Source organism: Labrys sedimenti (assembly GCF_034424805.1).
Lineage (GTDB): Bacteria > Pseudomonadota > Alphaproteobacteria > Rhizobiales > Labraceae > Labrys > Labrys sedimenti.
This window is the reverse complement of the sequence record NZ_JAXOUF010000001.1, coordinates 99522-115856: the sequence shown is the minus strand read 5'-3', so window position 1 is coordinate 115856 and position 16335 is coordinate 99522. Positions and strand designations below refer to the sequence as shown.

Annotated in this window: 16 protein-coding genes and 1 pseudogene; 7 read left to right on the top strand and 10 right to left on the bottom strand. The window is 63.8% G+C overall.

The features are described from left to right. Positions 1 to 313: 313 nt before the first annotated feature. The 4 genes and pseudogenes from U1R88_RS00565 to U1R88_RS35640 all read right to left on the bottom strand — a co-directional run. The gene (locus U1R88_RS00565; RefSeq protein WP_322429531.1) at positions 314 to 1846 is read right to left on the bottom strand and encodes an acyl-CoA carboxylase subunit beta; all 1533 of its coding nucleotides are present in this window, start codon (positions 1844 to 1846) and stop codon (positions 314 to 316) included. Positions 1847 to 1916: 70 nt separating this feature from the next. Next, positions 1917 to 3137, bottom strand: coding sequence for an MFS transporter (locus U1R88_RS00560; RefSeq protein WP_322429530.1), 1221 nt, complete (start codon positions 3135 to 3137; stop codon positions 1917 to 1919). After that, positions 3134 to 3712, bottom strand: coding sequence for a GNAT family N-acetyltransferase (locus tag U1R88_RS00555; RefSeq protein ID WP_425545384.1), 579 nt, complete (start codon positions 3710 to 3712; stop codon positions 3134 to 3136). The genes U1R88_RS00560 and U1R88_RS00555 overlap by 4 nt, the downstream gene beginning before the upstream one ends. A 75-nt stretch (positions 3713 to 3787) precedes the next feature. Beyond that, positions 3788 to 3940, bottom strand: a pseudogene (locus tag U1R88_RS35640) (YjiS-like domain-containing protein); the annotation flags it as partial. Positions 3941 to 4058: 118 nt separating this feature from the next. Between U1R88_RS35640 and U1R88_RS00550 the strand changes: the two are divergent. From U1R88_RS00550 to U1R88_RS00530, 5 genes are all read left to right on the top strand, one after another. Then, complete coding sequence (locus tag U1R88_RS00550) at positions 4059 to 4985, top strand: LysR family transcriptional regulator (protein ID WP_322429528.1); 927 nt, start codon at positions 4059 to 4061, stop codon at positions 4983 to 4985. 293 nt (positions 4986 to 5278) lie between these two features. Beyond that, positions 5279 to 6424, top strand: a complete 1146-nt coding sequence (locus tag U1R88_RS00545; RefSeq protein ID WP_322429527.1) for a TRAP transporter substrate-binding protein — start codon at positions 5279 to 5281, stop codon at positions 6422 to 6424. A 285-nt stretch (positions 6425 to 6709) separates the two neighbouring features. Continuing rightward, positions 6710 to 7375, top strand: coding sequence for a TRAP transporter small permease subunit (locus U1R88_RS00540; RefSeq protein ID WP_322429526.1), 666 nt, complete (start codon positions 6710 to 6712; stop codon positions 7373 to 7375). Beyond that, positions 7375 to 9204, top strand: a complete 1830-nt coding sequence (locus U1R88_RS00535) for a TRAP transporter large permease (RefSeq protein ID WP_322429525.1) — start codon at positions 7375 to 7377, stop codon at positions 9202 to 9204. The genes U1R88_RS00540 and U1R88_RS00535 overlap by 1 nt, the downstream gene beginning before the upstream one ends. 89 nt (positions 9205 to 9293) lie before the next feature. Beyond that, positions 9294 to 10571: an aspartate aminotransferase type Ic gene (locus U1R88_RS00530; RefSeq protein ID WP_322429524.1), complete on the top strand. Its 1278-nt coding sequence runs from the start codon at positions 9294 to 9296 to the stop codon at positions 10569 to 10571. 228 nt (positions 10572 to 10799) lie between these two features. On the opposite strand, the gene U1R88_RS00525 is transcribed toward U1R88_RS00530, so the two are convergent. The 5 genes from U1R88_RS00525 to U1R88_RS00505 form a co-directional block, all read right to left on the bottom strand. Continuing rightward, a complete protein-coding gene (locus U1R88_RS00525; RefSeq protein ID WP_322429523.1) occupies positions 10800 to 11585 on the bottom strand; it encodes an ATP12 family chaperone protein in 786 nt (261 codons plus the stop codon). Further along, positions 11582 to 12259 carry an HAD-IA family hydrolase gene (locus tag U1R88_RS00520; protein WP_322429522.1) on the bottom strand — a complete coding sequence of 226 codons (678 nt, stop codon included), beginning with the start codon at positions 12257 to 12259 and terminating at the stop codon, positions 11582 to 11584. Before U1R88_RS00520 ends, U1R88_RS00525 begins: the two co-directional genes overlap by 4 nt. Before the next feature lie 3 nt (positions 12260 to 12262). Continuing rightward, the gene (locus U1R88_RS00515; RefSeq protein WP_068292144.1) at positions 12263 to 13258 is read right to left on the bottom strand and encodes an RluA family pseudouridine synthase; all 996 of its coding nucleotides are present in this window, start codon (positions 13256 to 13258) and stop codon (positions 12263 to 12265) included. A gap of 107 nt (positions 13259 to 13365) precedes the next feature. Beyond that, the gene (locus U1R88_RS00510) at positions 13366 to 13698 is read right to left on the bottom strand and encodes an ArsR/SmtB family transcription factor (RefSeq protein WP_082979948.1); all 333 of its coding nucleotides are present in this window, start codon (positions 13696 to 13698) and stop codon (positions 13366 to 13368) included. Next, positions 13673 to 13930, bottom strand: a complete 258-nt coding sequence (locus U1R88_RS00505; RefSeq protein WP_322429521.1) for a DUF1127 domain-containing protein — start codon at positions 13928 to 13930, stop codon at positions 13673 to 13675. The genes U1R88_RS00510 and U1R88_RS00505 overlap by 26 nt, the downstream gene beginning before the upstream one ends. 67 nt (positions 13931 to 13997) lie before the next feature. Between U1R88_RS00505 and U1R88_RS00500 the strand changes: the two genes are divergently transcribed. Continuing rightward, entirely contained in the window at positions 13998 to 14426 is a 429-nt protein-coding gene (locus U1R88_RS00500) for a GFA family protein (RefSeq protein ID WP_322429520.1), read from the top strand. 60 nt (positions 14427 to 14486) lie between these two features. Next, positions 14487 to 14909 (top strand): GFA family protein, encoded by a 423-nt coding sequence (locus U1R88_RS00495; RefSeq protein ID WP_322429519.1) that lies wholly within the window; start codon positions 14487 to 14489, stop codon positions 14907 to 14909. Here U1R88_RS00495 and pdxR read toward each other — a convergent pair. After that, positions 14904 to 16304, bottom strand: a complete 1401-nt coding sequence (gene pdxR / locus U1R88_RS00490) for a MocR-like pyridoxine biosynthesis transcription factor PdxR (protein WP_322429518.1) — start codon at positions 16302 to 16304, stop codon at positions 14904 to 14906. The two genes, U1R88_RS00495 and pdxR, sit on opposite strands and share 6 nt — an antisense overlap. Positions 16305 to 16335 lie beyond the last annotated feature (31 nt).

Below are 16335 nucleotides of genomic sequence, written 5' to 3'. Positions count from 1 at the left end.
CCGCACATGGCCAAAGAATGTGCGGTTCGCCACAATCCTGTGGCAATGTCGGGCCGAAATCCGATCATTCGCAGCTTTGGGCCTGGCGATCGCCAAGGGCTCGACGAGAGAGCTGATATAAAGAGATCGCTCCGATACACCCGATATCTATCTGATATCAAACCCTTTTCAGGGTTCAGCCATGCCGCTTTCGCAGGCCTGCCCTGCGATGTGCATCGCGTCTGCCCCCCATGCGATGATCCCAGCCAGCGGGATTCACCATGTTTTGTTATTTTCCCTTACGGCAGGCAAAATGTTCGGCCCTGCAATCGCGCTAAAGCGGGATGTTGTCATGCTTCTTGCGCGGGGCCTCGACGTGCTTGTTGCGCAGCATGGCCAGGGCGCGTGCCACGCGCTTGCGCGTCTGGGATGGCTGGACCACTTCGTCGATATAGCCGCGCTCGGCCGCGACGAAAGGCGAGAGGAAGCGGTCCTCATAGCCCTTGACGTGCTTGGCGATCTTTTCCGGGTCGTCCATGTCCTGGCGGAAGATGATCTCAACGGCACCCTTGGCCCCCATCACCGCGATCTGGGCGGTCGGCCAGGCATAGTTGACGTCGGCCCCGACATGTTTGGAGGCCATGACGTCATAGGCACCGCCATAAGCCTTGCGAGTGATCACCGTCACCAGGGGTACCGTGGCCTGCGAATAGGCGAATAGCAGCTTGGCGCCGTGCTTGATCAGTCCGCCATATTCCTGCGCGGTGCCGGGCAGGAAGCCGGGAACATCGACAAGGGTAACGATCGGGATCTCGAAGGCGTTGCAGAAGCGCACGAAACGAGCGCCTTTGCGGCTGGCGTCGGAATCAAGGACGCCGGCCAGTACCATCGGCTGATTGGCCACGATGCCGACGGTGCGCCCCGCAAGGCGCGCAAAGCCCGTGATGATATTGCGCGCGAACGTCACCTGGATCTCGAAGAAGTCACCCTCGTCCGCCAGCTTGGTTACGAGTTCCTTCATGTCATAGGGCTTGTTCGGATTGTCCGGCACCAGCGTGTCGAGCGAGGGCTCGAGCCGCTCGATATCATCGAAGGAAGGGATCTCCGGCGGCCCCTCGCAATTGTTGGCCGGCAGGAAATCGATGAGCCGGCGCATCTGCAGCAGGGCCTCGACATCATTCTCATAGGCGCCATCCGCCACGGAGGAACGCACGGCATGCACGGAAGCGCCGCCTAGTTCCTCGGCAGTCACCGTCTCGTTGGTGACCGTCTTGGTGACGTCGGGGCCGGTGACGAACATGTAGCTGGTGTCCTTCACCATGAAGATGAAGTCGGTCATGGCCGGCGAATAGACATCCCCGCCGGCGCAAGGACCCATGATCAGCGAGATCTGCGGGATCACGCCGGAGGCCAGCACGTTGCGCCGAAAGACCTCTCCATAACCGCCCAGCGCCGCCACGCCTTCCTGGATGCGGGCGCCGCCGGCATCGAAAAGGCCGATGATCGGTGCCCGGTTCTTCAGCGCCATGTCCTGGATCTTGTTGATCTTGTTGGCGTGGGTCTCCGACAGCGAGCCGCCGAACACCGTGAAATCCTTGGCGAAGACGAAGACCTTGCGACCATTCACCGTGCCCCAGCCGGTGACGACGCCGTCACCGGCGATATGGGTGCGATCCATGCCGAAATCGACGGCACGATGTTCCACGAAGGCATCGAATTCCTCGAAGGAACCGGCATCGAGCAGCAATTCCAGGCGCTCGCGCGCTGTGAGCTTGCCCTTGGCATGCTGGGCTGCAATGCGCTTCTCACCACCGCCCAGCAGGGCCTGGGTGCGGCGTGTATCGAGTTCGGCCAGGATATGCTTCATGAAGGGCGCTTCCCGCGGCTCTTGTTAGGACCTGCCGCGCCTTGTTCCATACAGCGATATCGCCCGGATTTCACCGGGCTCGGCCTTTCCCCGGGGAAATTCCACAGGAACCGGCGCTCGCCGGCGCAAAACGCTGCTTGAGCAGGAGAGCCGCAGCGAGTGCGACACCGGCCAGCGCGAGCGAAAGGACCAGCGCGCCCTCTGGTTCCCACCAATCGATCACGCGGGCATAGATGACCGGCGCCCCGGCCGAGACGACGAAGCTCGGCGCGAGAAGCCGGCCGGTGATGGCGCCATAGGCCCGATGGTCGAACAGGACGAGCGGGACTGTCCCGCGCGTGATCGTTGCAAGGCCGTTGCCGGCGCCATAGCCGAGGGCGAACAGCATGGCCGCCGTGAGCGAGTAGCCCCCGGCGAACCCGGCGGCAAAGCAGAGCGGCAACAGCGAGCAGGCAAGCAGATTGAGTGCGAGCGGATGCAGGCGGGTACCGAACAGGATCTCGGCGAGCCTCGCAGCTGATTGCCCGATGCCTCGTAGTGTCGCAATCCAGACCGACGAGGCCTGCGCAAGGCCGAGCCCAGCCAGGATGGCGATCATGTGGGAGGACATGCCGGCGTTGAGGAAATTCAAGATCGTGGTGATCAGCGCGTAGAGCACGCCGGCGAGCAGGAGGTCGGAACCGGGCCGGTCGGACCTCTGTCGGGAACTGTCGACATCAGGCATCGGCCCGACAGGGCGCCGAACGGCAGGCAGTGCCAGGGCAAGCGGCGCCGTCGCCAGCATCAGGCCGGCATAGACGAGCACGGCTCCCCGCCAGCCGAGGCTGTCGGCCAGCGCCGTCCCCAGCGGCCAGAAGGCGGTGGAGGACAGCCCGCCCGGCAGCGTGATCTGGGCCATCGCCCGGCGCGCCTCGGCTCCGCCGGCCCGCGCCAGAGCCGCAAAGGCGGCATCATAGAGCGTCAACCGCATGGCGACGCCCAGGACGAGCCAGGCGGCGAAATAGGCCGGCATAGAATGGCTGAATGCGAGGCCGGCACATCCCGTGGCGGCGAGCACCGATCCGGCCGCCATCATGCCGCGACCACCATGACGGTCGATCAGCCGCCCACAGAGCGGCGAGACCAGGCCCATCACCAACAAGGCCAGGGCGAAGCCGCCATAGACGATGTCGCGCGGCCATCCGAGGTCAGCCGCCATCCGCTCACCAAAGCCGCCGACCAGATAATAGGTCGCGCCCCAGGCCACGAACTGGAAAAGGCCGAGACAGAGGACGGTACGGCGCTCGATCATCGCCCGGCCTCGCCGTCAAAGGGTAGCGCGTCATTCCCAATCCCGAGAGGGCGCTGCATCAGTACGGTATCGACCCAGCGCCCAAGCTTGAAGCCAACCGATGTCAAGACGCCCACCTCGGAAAAACCCAACCGCCGATGCAAGGCGATCGAGCCGGCATTGCCGCTATTGCCGATCACCGCCAGCATCTGGCGCCAGGGGCCGGCCTCGCAGCGGGCGATCAGTTCCTCCAGCAGGAGGCGGCCAATCCCCCGCCCGCCCATGTCCGGGGCGACATAGACGGAATCCTCGACGGTGTAGCGATAGGCCGGGCGCGGCCTGTAGGCCGTGGCGTAGCTATAGCCGACCACGCGCCCCTCCGTCTCGGCTACGAGGTAAGGCAGCCCCTGGGACAGGACGCCATGGCGGCGCGAAACCAGCTCTTCCAGGCTCGGCGGCACCTCCTCGAAACTCGCCAGCCCCTGCAAGACGTGGTGGGCATAGATGGGCTGCACCGCCGCCATGTCCTTCTCGCGAGCATCCCGCACGAGAATGGCTGCCGCATTGGCGGTTGGATCCATCCGATTCGCTGTCATTGCCGTCGCCTGGTTGCCTTCCTTCATAGCAGGATCGCCCCTTCCCGCCACCGGCCGCCCAACCAGCGCTTCCAGCCTGGTCAGACCGATATCCGCAAGCAGCCGATCGTCGAGTTCGCGCAAGGCCGCCCGCTGGTGCAGGTGCGAGCGGGCAGACAAGGCGAGATAGCGCCCTGTCTCCCGGGCGATTGCCACGCATGCTGCCGGAAGCGACAGGCGCCTTGCCATCCTATGTTCTCTCCGCCTGGTAAAACCAGCCGGATTGTCGCCGTCCTCTATGGATAAAGGAAGCTTTGGAAAATCATGCTAAGCATAAGGAAATTTTTGATATGAGAACGACGTCGATATGGACCGGCTCAACCTCGATCACCTCAAGGCCTTCGCCGATGTCGTCGAACTCGGCAGCTTCTCGGCGGCAGCCGAACGACTGAACCTGACGCAGCCCGCCGTCAGCCTGCAGGTCCGCCAGTTGGAGCGGCGCCTCGGCACCACGCTGATCGAACGCGTCGGGCGCAAGGCAAGGCCGACTGCAGCCGGCACGGAACTGCTGCTGCATGCCGCCCGCATAAATGCTGCCGTGCAGGCGGCGCTCGAGGCTGTCGCCCGCCAGAGCGAAGGGGTGATGGGCACGGTGCGCATCGGTACCGGTGCGACGGCCTGCATCTTCCTGCTGCCCGCCCTGCTCCAGAGCCTCAGGCGACGCCATCCCCGGCTGGAGATCGTCATCACCACCGGCAATACCGGCGAGATCTCACGTGCGGTGGAGGATAACCGCCTCGACCTCGCTCTGGTCACCATGCCTGTCTCGAGCCGCTCGCTCGAGATCGAACCGGTCCTGAAGGACCCTTTCATGGTCATCGGGCCGCCGCAGACCCGCCTGCCCGTGCCGGCTTCTCCCGCCGCCCTCGCCGAATTGCCGCTGCTGCTGTTCGAACCCGGCGGCAATACACGGCGCCTCTCCGACGAATGGTTTGCGCAAGCCGGCCTGTCTCCGCGTCCGGTGATGTCGCTCGGCAGCGTCGAAGCGATCAAGGAACTCGTAAGAGCAGGCCTTGGCTGCTCGATCCTGCCCGGCATCGCCGTTCGTGGCGATGCGGCCTCCGGCGCTTTGACGGCACAGCCGCTCTCGCCGCCCCTCTCTCGCATGCTCGCCATCATTGTCCGGCGCGACAAGCCCCTTCATCGCGGGCTTAAGGAAATCATGCGAGCCCTGCGCGAACTGCCTGGCTCACCGCCCACTTCCGCAGCGTCCGGGACCATTCGCGAAGATTAATAATTTGTAATCAGACGCGCTAAACCGCTTTCCTTGGTAGCGGCAATGTCCATCCTCCCGAAAATGGCGGTGCCCGGGAGAAAAATTGCGCTCTTCGACATGAAATCATCGTCCTATCGGGAGGTGAGCTCCAGTTGGCGACGACAAATCGCCGTGCAATAGTCTGATCAAGCCTTTGGCGCCGACTTCCCATCCATCGGCGTGCATCCGGAATGGAGAGCCGTTCAAAACGACAATAATGAACGCATCCGACTATCCGGATCTTTCGAAGGCCTACATCCAGGGAGGATTGTATGACCAAGATTCGGACGACCGGCGCAGGACAATCGTCCCGCCGTAAATTCCTCGGCGAGGCTGCAGCCGCCGCTGCCGTCGCCATTGCGGCCCCATCTGTCGCGCGGGCGCAGACCCCCACTAGCATGCGCTGGCAGAGCACCTGGCCGGCCAAGGACATCTTTCACGAATTCGCCCAGGACTACGCCAAGAAGGTCAATGACATGACCGGCGGCGAGCTCAAGATCGAGGTGCTGCCGGCCGGTGCCGTGGTTCCTGCCTTCGGCCTGCTGGACGCCGTGTCGAAGGGAACGCTCGACGGCGGGCATGGCGTGATGGTCTATCACTACGGCAAGCAGACCGCCTTGGCCCTGTGGGGCTCAGGTCCTGCTTTCGGCATGGACGCCAACATGCTGATGGCATGGCATAAATATGGTGGCGGCAAGGAGCTGCTCGAGAAGCTCTATGCCTCGATCGGCGCCAATGTCGTCTCCCTGCCCTATGGCGCCATGCCGACCCAGCCGCTCGGCTGGTTCAAGAAACCGGTCGGCAAGCTAGAGGATCTCAGCGGCTTGAAATTCCGTACCGTCGGCATCTCCATCGACGTGTTCTCCGGCATGGGCGCGGCCGTGAATGCCCTGCCCGGCGGCGAGATCGTCTCGGCGATGGACCGCGGCCTGCTTGATGCGGCCGAATTCAACAATGCCTCCTCCGATCGGGCCCTGGGCTTCGCCGACGTGTCGAAGGTGTGCATGTTGCAGAGCTACCACCAGAACGCCGAGCAGTTCGAGATCCTGTTCAACAAGACCAAATATGACGCCCTGCCCGACAAGCTGAAGTCCATCATCGCCAATGCCACCGAGGCGGCATCCCAGGACATGCAGTGGAAGGCGATCGACCGCTACTCCCAGGACTATGCCGAGTTGCAGTCAAAGAATGGCGTCAAGTTCTACAAGACGCCTGAGGCGCTCCTGAAGAAGCAGCTCGAAGTCTATGACGAGGTGGTGAAGAAGAAGGCGGCCGATAATCCCCTGTTCAAGGAGATCCTGGATTCCCAGATCGCCTTCGCCAAGCGCGCCGCGCGCTGGGAGCAGGACACGGTGGTCAATCGGCGTATGGCCTTCGATCACTATTTTGGGGCCAATGGCGCCGCCAAGAAGATCTGAAATCTGACGGGTCGGCTGGCCTGGCCATCCGGAAATTGAAGTGCCGACCTTTGTCATGCCCGGACCTGATCCAGGCATCCAGAGCCTACCTCCTTTTCGATCGGGCGACATGGACTGGATTGCCGGCTCAAGCCCGGCAATGACAAAAGTCGGGCCATTCTTGTTCCGCTGACGCCAGGCCGCCTCGAGGGACGGCAGAGTCCCGCGCGGCCCTTCTTCATCGACGGGCCCGTCCTGCCGACCCCGGCCTTCCTATTCCGTTTCCTCCTCCCGCCGGGCAGCCGCATGACCATTCGGCGTTTACTTTACGGGATCGATGCCATCAGCACCTGGGTCGGCAAGGCGGCAGCCTGGCTGGTGATCGCCCTCATGCTGCTGGTGTGCGCCGAAGTCTTCAAGCGCTACATCCTGAACCAGCCGACGGCCTGGATTTTCGATGCCAGCAACATGCTCTATGGCTCGCTGTTCATGCTGGCAGGGGCCTATGCGTTAGCCCAGAACGCCCATGTCCGCGGCGATTTCCTCTATTCTTCGATGCGTCCACGCACCCAGGCCAGCTTCGACCTCGTGCTCTATATCGTCTTCTTCCTGCCAGGCATCGCCGCCCTGGTCTATGCGGGGACCGACTACGCCGCCTCGTCCTGGCGCATCGGCGAGCATTCCAGCATCACGGCCGACGGGCCGCCCCTCTATCATTTCAAGACGGTGATCCCGATCGCCGGCGCCCTGGTCATGCTCCAAGGCCTGGCAGAGATCACGCGTTGCGTGCTCTGCCTCAAGACCGGGCGCTGGCCCGAGCGGCTCAAGGACGTCAACGAAATCGACGTGGTGGGCGAGCAGCTGGAGCACAGCCAATATGTCGATGCCAGTGTGCGCGAGGCCGCGATCGCCGGCGTGCAGCGCATCGACGAAGCGGCCCGCCAGCGCGGCATGGGTGGAGACCAGTCCTGATGAGCGATCCTGCACTCGGCCTTCTCATGCTCGGGCTCATCGTGGTGGTGATCATGATGGGCTTTCCGACGGCCTTCACCCTGATGGGCCTCGGCATCTTCTTCGGCTTCTATGCCTATTACGATCCCTCCCAGCACTGGATGGACAATCGCATCTTCGACCTGATGGTCCAGCGCAGCTACGGCGCAATGACCAACGATGTCCTGATCTCCATCCCGCTCTTCGTGCTGATGGGTTATGTGATGGAACGCGGCGCCCTGGTCGACAAGATGTTCTATTCGATCCAGCTCTCCTTCCGCCGCCTGCCGGCCGCGCTGGCGGTGACGACGCTGATCGTCTGCACCTTCTGGGGCATCGCCAGCGGCCTTGTCGGCGCCGTCGTGGTGCTGATGGGGGTGATCGCCCTCAATCCGATGCTGCGGGCCGGCTACGACGTGAAGCTCGCCTCCGGTGTGATCACCGCCGGCGGCACGCTCGGCATCCTCATCCCTCCCTCGGTGATGATCATCGTCTATGCCGCCGTCGCCGGTCAGTCGGTGGTCAAGCTCTATGCCGCCGCGATGTTTCCGGGCTTCTTCCTGGCCTTTCTCTACCTCGTCTACATCATCGGCTGGGCCATGCTCAATCCACGCATCGCCCCCGCCTTGCCGCCGGAACAGACCAGAGTGCCGGTTCCGGCCTGGATGCCGCGCTTCCAGACGCTCTATTCGTCGAACATGCCGGCGGGGCTCTTGCGAGCCCTGTTCTCGCCCCGCCGCGCGCTCGGGCTGGAGACCGGAAACGGCCGCCTGACCTACCGGGAGATCGCCGGGAACTTTGCCGCGACGCTGATACCCTTCCTCCTGGTCGCCGGGACCCTCGGCCTGCTGTGGTGGTATGTCGTCATTCACGGCCAGGCCGGCGTCGAACCGGATGCAACCGCCGGCCTGGAGCAACTCGGCTCGAGCCCCGAGCAACTCGGCTCGGCTCCCGAACAGCTCGGTTCGCCCCCCGAACAGCTCGGCGCTCCCGAGCAACTCGGAAGCCCGGACGCAGGAAACGCGCCGGCGACGGTCCCAACCGGCCCTGCCACGGCCTTCCTGGTGACCTTCGGCATCATCGCCGCCATGGCGACCGTGATCCTGGCCCGCTACTATCGCGCCATGGGGCCGGAGCGGCTGGAAGTCATCAAGCTCCTGAGCTCTTCGGTCCTGCCGCTCGCTATCCTCACCGTCCTGGTGCTGGCGGTCATCCTGTTCGGCATCACCTCCGCCACGGAATCGGCGGCCGTGGGGGCCGCCGGAGCCCTCGCCCTGGCCATGACTGCCCACACGCTCGACTGGAAGCGCACCAAGGAAGCCGTCTTCCTCACCGCCAAGACCACGGCGATGGTGTGCTGGCTCTTCATCGGATCGGCCGTGTTTTCGGCGGTCTTCGCCATTCTCGGCGGACAGGCGCTGATCGAGCAATGGGTGCTGTCGCTCGACCTGACGCCCCTGCAATTCATGATCCTGTCGCAGGCGATCATCTTCCTGCTCGGCTGGCCACTGGAATGGACCGAGATCATCATCATCTTCGTGCCGATCTTCCTGCCGCTGCTGAAGCATTTCGAGATCGATCCCATCCTCTGGGGCGTCATCGTCTTCGTGAACCTGCAGGCGGCCTTCCTGTCGCCGCCGGTGGCGATGTCGGCCTTCTATCTCAAGGGCGTGGCGCCGTCGCATGTGACGATCAACCAGATCTTCGCCGGCATGATGCCCTATATGGCCATCGTCGTGCTGTGCATGGTGCTAATGTATCTATGGCCCGGCCTGACGCTCTGGCTGCCGCAATATCTCTATGGCCGGTGATTTGGTGCCGACCATCGATGCAAAGGCTCGACTCGGGTGCCATTGCGCTGTAGTGCGACGTTCATCATCGTCCTCAACAGGAAATTGCCATGTCGAGCCTGGCCGAACTGCGCCCCGATGCCCTCGCCGCCCTCCACGGCGAACTGACGCGCGAATATGAGGCCTTGAAAGACCGCAAGCTCTCCCTCGACATGACGCGCGGCAAGCCGGCGCCCGAGCAGCTCGACCTCGCCGAAGGCATGCTCGCTTTGCCCGGCAATCGCGACCACCTCAGCGAGGCCGGCGAGGATACCCGCAACTATGGCGGCCTACAGGGCCTGGCCGAGGTGCGCAGCCTGTTTGCCCCGGTGCTCGGCGCACCGGCTGCCCAGGTCATCGTCGGCAACAATTCCAGCCTGGCGCTGATGCATGACGTCCATGTCTATGCGCTGCTGCGCGGCGTCCCCGGCGGAGCGAAGCCCTGGAGCAAGGAAGAGGAGATCGCCATCCTCTGCCCGGTGCCGGGTTATGACCGGCATTTCGCCCTGAGCGAGTCCTTCGGCATCAAGCTCATCCCGGTGCCGCTCACCGGCGAAGGCCCCGACATGGACGAGGTCGAGCGCCTGGCTGCCGACCCGAAGGTCAAGGCGATCTGGTGCGTGCCGCAATATTCCAATCCGAGCGGCGAGACCTATTCGGATGCCGTGGTCGAAAGACTGGCACGCATGAAGACGGGCGCCGCCGATTTCCGCATCCTGTGGGACAACGCCTATGCCCTGCACCATCTCGGCGAGACCAGGCCGCATCTCGCCAACATCCTGGAGGCCTGCGCAGCGGCGGGCAATCCCGACAGGCCTGTTGTCTTCGCCTCGACCTCGAAAGTCACCATCGCCGGTGCCGGCCTCGCCTTCATCGCCGCCTCGCCTGCCAATGTGCGTTGGTATCTCGACAATGCGAGCAAGCGCACCATCGGCCCCGACAAGCTCAACCAATTGCGTCATGTCCGCTTCCTGCGCGACCTCGACGGCATTCACGCCCATATGGAAAAGCACCGCGCCCTGATCGCCCCGAAATTCGCGGCGGTGGAGGAGGCCTTTGAACGCCGGCTTGCCAGCCACGGCTTCGCGCGCTGGACCAAGCCGGCCGGCGGCTATTTCATCATTCTGGACGTGATGGAAGGCACGGGCTCGCGCGTGGTGGCCCTCGCCAAGGCGGCCGGCCTGGCCCTCACCCCGGCCGGTTCCACCCATCCCTACGGCAAGGACCCCGAGGACCGGACCTTGCGCATCGCGCCGACCTATCCTGGTCTCGCCGAGGTGAAGCTGGCCGCCGATGCCGTGGCGCTCTGCACCCTGCTGGCGGCGTGCGAAAAGCGCATGGCTGGGTAGAAGATATCCGATTTCGCGCCAGAAGCACGCCGGCTGGGATCGCGGACGTTTCGTCCGCTCTTCCTGCCTATAGCGTTTTGCGATTTGACAGTGTCATTTCGAATCGCAAAGACGCCTTAGAATAAAGAGTTAGAGCAAATAAGCGTTCACACTTGAACGCGCTTTGCTCTAGCAAGCGCGATGCATCCAAGAGGCGGACGGGACGTCCGCGGTCCCAGCCTCGGCGCTTTACCGTCCCAGCGCCAGCAGGCGCGAGGCCGCTTCCATCTCGCGCCAACGCCAGGCACGGCGCTGCTGCGCCTCCTCGTCCTGCCCCCACAGTTCGGCCTGATAATCCTCGTCGACATGGGCAGCGGCCCAGGCAGCCTCGGGCTCCAGATGTCCCTGCGCCACCGCCAGCGCGAGAATGACCGAGCCGGTCAGGGTCGTCACCACGTGAAGGGCAGCCAGACCGAGTTCGTCATGGCCGGAAACCGCCTTGGCAATCGCGGCCAGTGCCTCAGGCGATTGCTGCTTGTGGAGAATGCCGTGCGTGACGTCGAGCTCGGCGCCGAGATACTCGGCCGCCCAGGCCAGCACCGGATCCCAGGCTTCATTCTGGCGACGCACCAGTTCCTCGGGCTGATCGGCCCGATAGCACAGGAAATCCGAACCGCCATATTTGGCGATCTCCTCGATCACCGCCTGCCGGGCCGGACGCACACCATCTATGGCGGAATTGGCGATGCGGGTGACCGGCATCGAGAAGGGATCGATATGCGTCCCCTGCGCGTTCCATTCCGCCACCACCGCCTGCGCCATTTCAGGCGCGGCGAAGGCAAGCAGGTTCTTGGCGGGCGTGCGGGCCACCCGGCCATCGAGGGAGACCACGTGCCGGCCGTCCTCACCGATCACCGCGGCTTCCTTGTAGAAGCGCTTGGGCAGTTCGGGCTTCATACCCTTCTGGGCGGCATGCATGGGATCGGGCGTGGCGCCGTCGCGGAACCAGTCGCCGTAGAAATCACGATCGCTCATTGTGGCTCGGCCACCTTGAAAGCTTCGACCAGCGGCGGCAGCTGCGCGAAGTCGTCGATAATATGGTCGGCCCCCGCCTCGGCGAGGTCGGTAACCGGATGATTGCCCCAGGAAACGCCGATGGTGTGAGCGCCGGCGCTGCGCCCCATCAGAATATCGAAGCTGGTGTCGCCGATCATGATGGCATCCTCGGGACGCAGACCCACCTCGCCGGCCCCCTGCACGATCATGCCGGGATGGGGCTTGGAAGGGGCGGTATCGGCGGTCTGGATGGTGGCAAACAACCCTTCCCAACCGAAGCTCTCCAGGATGCGGTCGACGCCGCGCCGCGACTTGCCGGTGGCCAGGCCCAGGATCACGTCGTCGCGTTGGCGCAATTCGGCCACCGCCTCGGCAGCGCCCGGGAACAAGGGCGGTGCGAAAGCCGGATCATTGACGCGGGCGAGGAAGGCTTCGCGATAGAAGCCGGCAGCCTTCTCGATATCGCCGGCGCTGGTGTCGTCGCCGAACAGGCGCTGGATCGCCGGCACCAGCGAGAGCCCGACAATGCTCAGCATCTCCGCGCGCGGCAGCGGCGGGCGCCCCATGCCCTTGAAGGTCTCGACCAAGCAGGCATGGATCAGATGCTGGCTGTCGAGCAGAGTACCGTCGACGTCGAACAGGACAAGTTTCACGTCTCAATCCTCCGGAGCGTCGACGATGGGATCATAGGCCGAGGTGTCGAAGCCCAGGATCTCGAAGCTCTGCTTCATATGCGGCGGCAGGGGTGCCGTGACGTCGAGCGTGCCGCCGCGCGGATGCGGCAGGGTGATACGGCGCGCATGGAGGTGCAGCTTCTTGGGCAACTCCTCGGGAATGTTCTCCATGGCCTCGCCATATTTCGGGTCGCCGATGATGGGATGGCCAATATGGGCGGTGTGGGCGCGCAGCTGATGGGTACGTCCCGTCACCGGCTTGAGCGACAGCCAGGACACCGAATTGGCGGCACGGTCGACCAGCGAATAATAGGTGATCGAGTGCACGGCCTCCTCGTCGCCATGCTTCATGACGCGCACCTTCTCGCCATCCATGCCGAGTTGCTTGGAAAGGAACAGCGAGATGCGGCCCTGCTTGGGTGCGGGCACGCCCTTGACCAGGGCCCAGTAGATCTTGCGGGCCGAGCGGGTGCGGAAGATGGCGCCGAGATCGGAAGCGGCCTTGCGTGTCTTGGCCAGCACCAGCACGCCGGAGGTGTCGCGGTCGAGGCGATGGACCAGGCGAGGCTTCTCGCCATCCGGCCCGGCCAGCGCTGCGAGCATGCCATCGACATGGCGCTCTGTGCCGGAGCCCCCCTGCACGGAGAGGCCATGCGGCTTGTTGATCACCAGCACGTCCTTGTCCTCGTGCAGGATCAGGGAGCGGATGAAATCGGCGTCCTTCTGGCTCTGCGCCGAGCGTTTGACGCTGGTGATCGCCGGATCAGAACGCGGCAGCGGCGGCACGCGCACGTTCTGATCCTTGCTGAGACGGTCATTGGTCTTGGCGCGCGCGCCATCGACACGGATCTGACCGGAGCGCAGCAATTTCTGCAGATGGCCGAAGGCGAGGTCCGGGAAATGCGTCTTGAACCAGCGGTCGAGGCGCATGCCGTCCTCATCGGCGGTGACGATACGGGTTTCGACCAGAAAGGACATCAAGGTTCCGACACGCAATTGAGGGATCGCGTCCCTATAAAGCAGCATGGCGCCGCTGTCTGCCGGAAATCGCCCAAAAGCGCGTGACCTGCCGGTCGTGCATGCACCTAGGCTCTTACTTCCAGGCCATCGATACCCGGCAGCCCTTCACAGCAATCGGCAACGAAGAAATTCACGAAGGCACTGGCCTTGCCGGCCGCGATACGGCAGCGTTGCACTCGGCCCTGCCGCTCCTGAGTCATCAGGCCAACCGTCAGCAATTGCGCGATATGATGCGCCAGGGTCGATTTGGGAATGCCCAGTTCCCTCTGGATGTCGCCGACGGCAAGGCCATCATCCCCAGCCTTGATAAGCAGCTGGAAAATCTGAAGCCTGTGCGGGTGGCCGAGTTCGGCCAAACACCGCGCCGCATCGTCAAACGCCATATCCGCCAGCGCCATTGTGTTTTCGTGCGCCTCCAAAATGCTTCAGGACCGTCCAGGAATCGGCGAAAGAGCGGCGCCGCCTTTGCCAGAAAGGATCGGCCCGGTCGAATATTTTTTCAATATCGCTTCTTTCGATACCGATATCCCGCAACACCCGATCGCTCAGGCCATCGAAGTACTCGATATTGGCACGGCGCTGGCGCTCCGCAAGCAAATCTCCGAGAATGTCCTTGATCCAACCAAACATGGTCGCCTCCTGAATAGAACCATAGTTCTAGAAATGTAGTCCTATTTTCCGGATTTGCAAGGAGGCAATGATGAAGCAAGGCGACCGGTCGATACGCGCTAGCGGCGGTTGCCTGTGCCGATCGGTGCGCTATGTCGTGCGTGGCGCGCTGGCGGACGTGAAGGCTTGCCATTGCCTGATATGCCGGCGCCTGCACGGCTATTGTTGCGCCTATACGGCCTGCGATGCCGCCGATCTCGAGATCCTGCCTTCCACGCGGCTGCGCTGGCATCGCGCGTCGCCAATGGCCCGACGCGGCTTCTGCTCCAAATGCGGAGCCCAGCTCTTCTCGATCGGCACCGGGCGCACTCGCGTCTCCATCATGGCTTCGAGCGTCGACGAGCCCACAGGGCTCAGGCTGGTGAAGCATGTCTGCGTGAACCAGAAGGGCGATTATTACGAACTTGCCGATGGCTTGCCCCAGGAGGGCGGGCGAGATCCGGAAAGCAGGTGTTGAGGATAGCGCGCCCCTGCTGCCTCATGTCCCACGACGAGCGACGATAAAGGAAAGTTGACGATGCAGACGAGCCAGGAACGTCCCATACGAGCGACAGGCGGCTGCCTGTGCGGATCGGTGCGCTATACCATCCGTGGCGCCGTGCGCGACGTCTGGGCTTGCCACTGCGTCCTGTGCCGGCGGCTACACAGCCATTTCGGGGCCTATGCGGCCTGTGACCCTGCCGATCTCGAAATCGCGCCGACCAACAAGCTGCGCTGGTATCGGTCTTCGCCGACGGCGCGTCGCGGTTTCTGCTCCAAATGCGGCGCCCAGATCTTCTGGGACGGCAAGGGCAGCGACCACATCTCCATTGCGGCGGGAACGCTCAACGAGCCGACCGGCCTCAAATTGATCAAGCATATCTGCGTGAATCAGAAGGGCGACTATTACGAGATTGCCGATGGCTTGCCGCAGGAGGGGCAAGAGACCGATCGTCTATGAACGGATCGACGCAGCGGCCTTGAGGGCGTCGCCCAGGACATCGCCAATGCGCCTCGCGGCGCTGGTCAGGACGTCCGGCTCAAATCCCGAGAAGCCGAGCACGAGGCCCTGACGGGCCGGTGCGTCCACATACATTGGCGACAAGGCCCGCGCCCCGACTCCTTCGGCAAGCAGACTGCGGACCAGATCGCGATCGCCAGCCGAAGCAGCCAAAGCCGCGACCAGATGAAGCCCATGCTCCGGCACGGCAAAGTCGAGCATACCTCCGCAATGATGGCGGAGTGCAGTGACGAACCCGTCCCGCGCGACCTGCACGCGCCGGCGGGCCCGGCGCAGATGGGCTGCGAAATGACCATCGTTGAGGAAATCGGCCACGGCCCCCTGCACCAGGGTAGGCGGCTGCCTGTCAGACAGCGTCCTCAGGCGCAGCACCCTATCGAGCAAGACCTCTGGCAACACCGCATAGCCGATGCGGATGCCGGGGAACAGGACCTTTGAGAATGTGCCGAGATAAGCGACCCGACCGGCGCCGTCCATGCCTTGCAGGGCGGTGAGCGGCGGGCCCGAGAAGCGAAATTCGCTGTCATAGTCGTCCTCGATGATCCAGGCATCGTTGCGATCAGCCCAGTCGATCAGAGCCAGGCGCCGGCGCATGGTCATGGTGACGCCGAGCGGAAACTGGTGCGAGGGCGTGACGTAGACGAGCCGCCCTCCGCCTCCGAGACTCTCGCCGCCAGCAGCATCGATGCCCTCCCCGTCGACGGGAATACCGACCAGCCTTGCTCCCGCGGCTTCCAGTGTGGCCCTGGCCAGCGGATAGCATGGATCCTCGATCCAGGCGGCGTCACCCGGCTTGAGAACGGTGCGCACAACGAGATCCAGCCCATGCATGGTACCAGTAGTGACGACGATCTGCTCGGCATCGCAACGTACGCCCCGTGCCGCCCGCAGATAGGCCGCAATGGCTTCCCGCAACTTGTTCCCACCACGCGGATCGCCATAGCGAAAATGTTCCGGTCCCGGTTGGGCGAGGTTTCGCAAGAGCAGGCCGCGAAAGACACGCATGGTCTTGTCGTCGATGCTGGCCACGCCCAGTTCGCAAGGCAGTGCCGGCGAGGCCGAAACCTGCCCGGTGCGGCTGGCAGTTCGCTCCGAGACTGCAGGTACCCGTGCCGCAACGAAGGTGCCCGCTCCGATGCGGGCCTCGGCAAAGCCATCGGCAACGAGCATTTCGAAGGCGGCGACGGCAGCAGCTCGCGACAGGCCGAGGCGCTTGGCGAGGTCACGCGTCGTCGGCAGCTTGGTACCCGGTCGCGCCAGCCCTGTCTCGATCAGTCTACGTATGGCGACATAGAGCTCTCGCCTGCGCGGGCCCTGCCCCGGCAAGACGGGCATCAGGGTTGACCAATCCGGCAAATTGGTTCGA

Excerpts from the sequence above, each read along its gene's own strand:
- U1R88_RS00495 (WP_322429519.1), top strand. The coding sequence starts at position 14,487 with ATGCAGACGAGCCAGGAACGTCCCATACGAGCGACAGGCGGCTGCCTG.
- U1R88_RS00510 (WP_082979948.1), bottom strand. The coding sequence starts at position 13,698 with ATGGCGCTGGCGGATATGGCGTTTGACGATGCGGCGCGGTGTTTGGCC.
- U1R88_RS00500 (WP_322429520.1), top strand. The coding sequence starts at position 13,998 with ATGATGAAGCAAGGCGACCGGTCGATACGCGCTAGCGGCGGTTGCCTG.
- pdxR (WP_322429518.1), bottom strand. The coding sequence starts at position 16,304 with ATGCCCGTCTTGCCGGGGCAGGGCCCGCGCAGGCGAGAGCTCTATGTC.
- U1R88_RS00555 (WP_425545384.1), bottom strand. The coding sequence starts at position 3,712 with ATGACAGCGAATCGGATGGATCCAACCGCCAATGCGGCAGCCATTCTC.
- U1R88_RS00525 (WP_322429523.1), bottom strand. The coding sequence starts at position 11,585 with ATGAGCGATCGTGATTTCTACGGCGACTGGTTCCGCGACGGCGCCACG.
- U1R88_RS00565 (WP_322429531.1), bottom strand. The coding sequence starts at position 1,846 with ATGAAGCATATCCTGGCCGAACTCGATACACGCCGCACCCAGGCCCTG.
- U1R88_RS00550 (WP_322429528.1), top strand. The coding sequence starts at position 4,059 with ATGGACCGGCTCAACCTCGATCACCTCAAGGCCTTCGCCGATGTCGTC.
- U1R88_RS00560 (WP_322429530.1), bottom strand. The coding sequence starts at position 3,137 with ATGATCGAGCGCCGTACCGTCCTCTGTCTCGGCCTTTTCCAGTTCGTG.
- U1R88_RS00530 (WP_322429524.1), top strand. The coding sequence starts at position 9,294 with ATGTCGAGCCTGGCCGAACTGCGCCCCGATGCCCTCGCCGCCCTCCAC.
- U1R88_RS00515 (WP_068292144.1), bottom strand. The coding sequence starts at position 13,258 with ATGTCCTTTCTGGTCGAAACCCGTATCGTCACCGCCGATGAGGACGGC.
- U1R88_RS00535 (WP_322429525.1), top strand. The coding sequence starts at position 7,375 with ATGAGCGATCCTGCACTCGGCCTTCTCATGCTCGGGCTCATCGTGGTG.
- U1R88_RS00545 (WP_322429527.1), top strand. The coding sequence starts at position 5,279 with ATGACCAAGATTCGGACGACCGGCGCAGGACAATCGTCCCGCCGTAAA.
- U1R88_RS00540 (WP_322429526.1), top strand. The coding sequence starts at position 6,710 with ATGACCATTCGGCGTTTACTTTACGGGATCGATGCCATCAGCACCTGG.
- U1R88_RS00505 (WP_322429521.1), bottom strand. The coding sequence starts at position 13,930 with ATGTTTGGTTGGATCAAGGACATTCTCGGAGATTTGCTTGCGGAGCGC.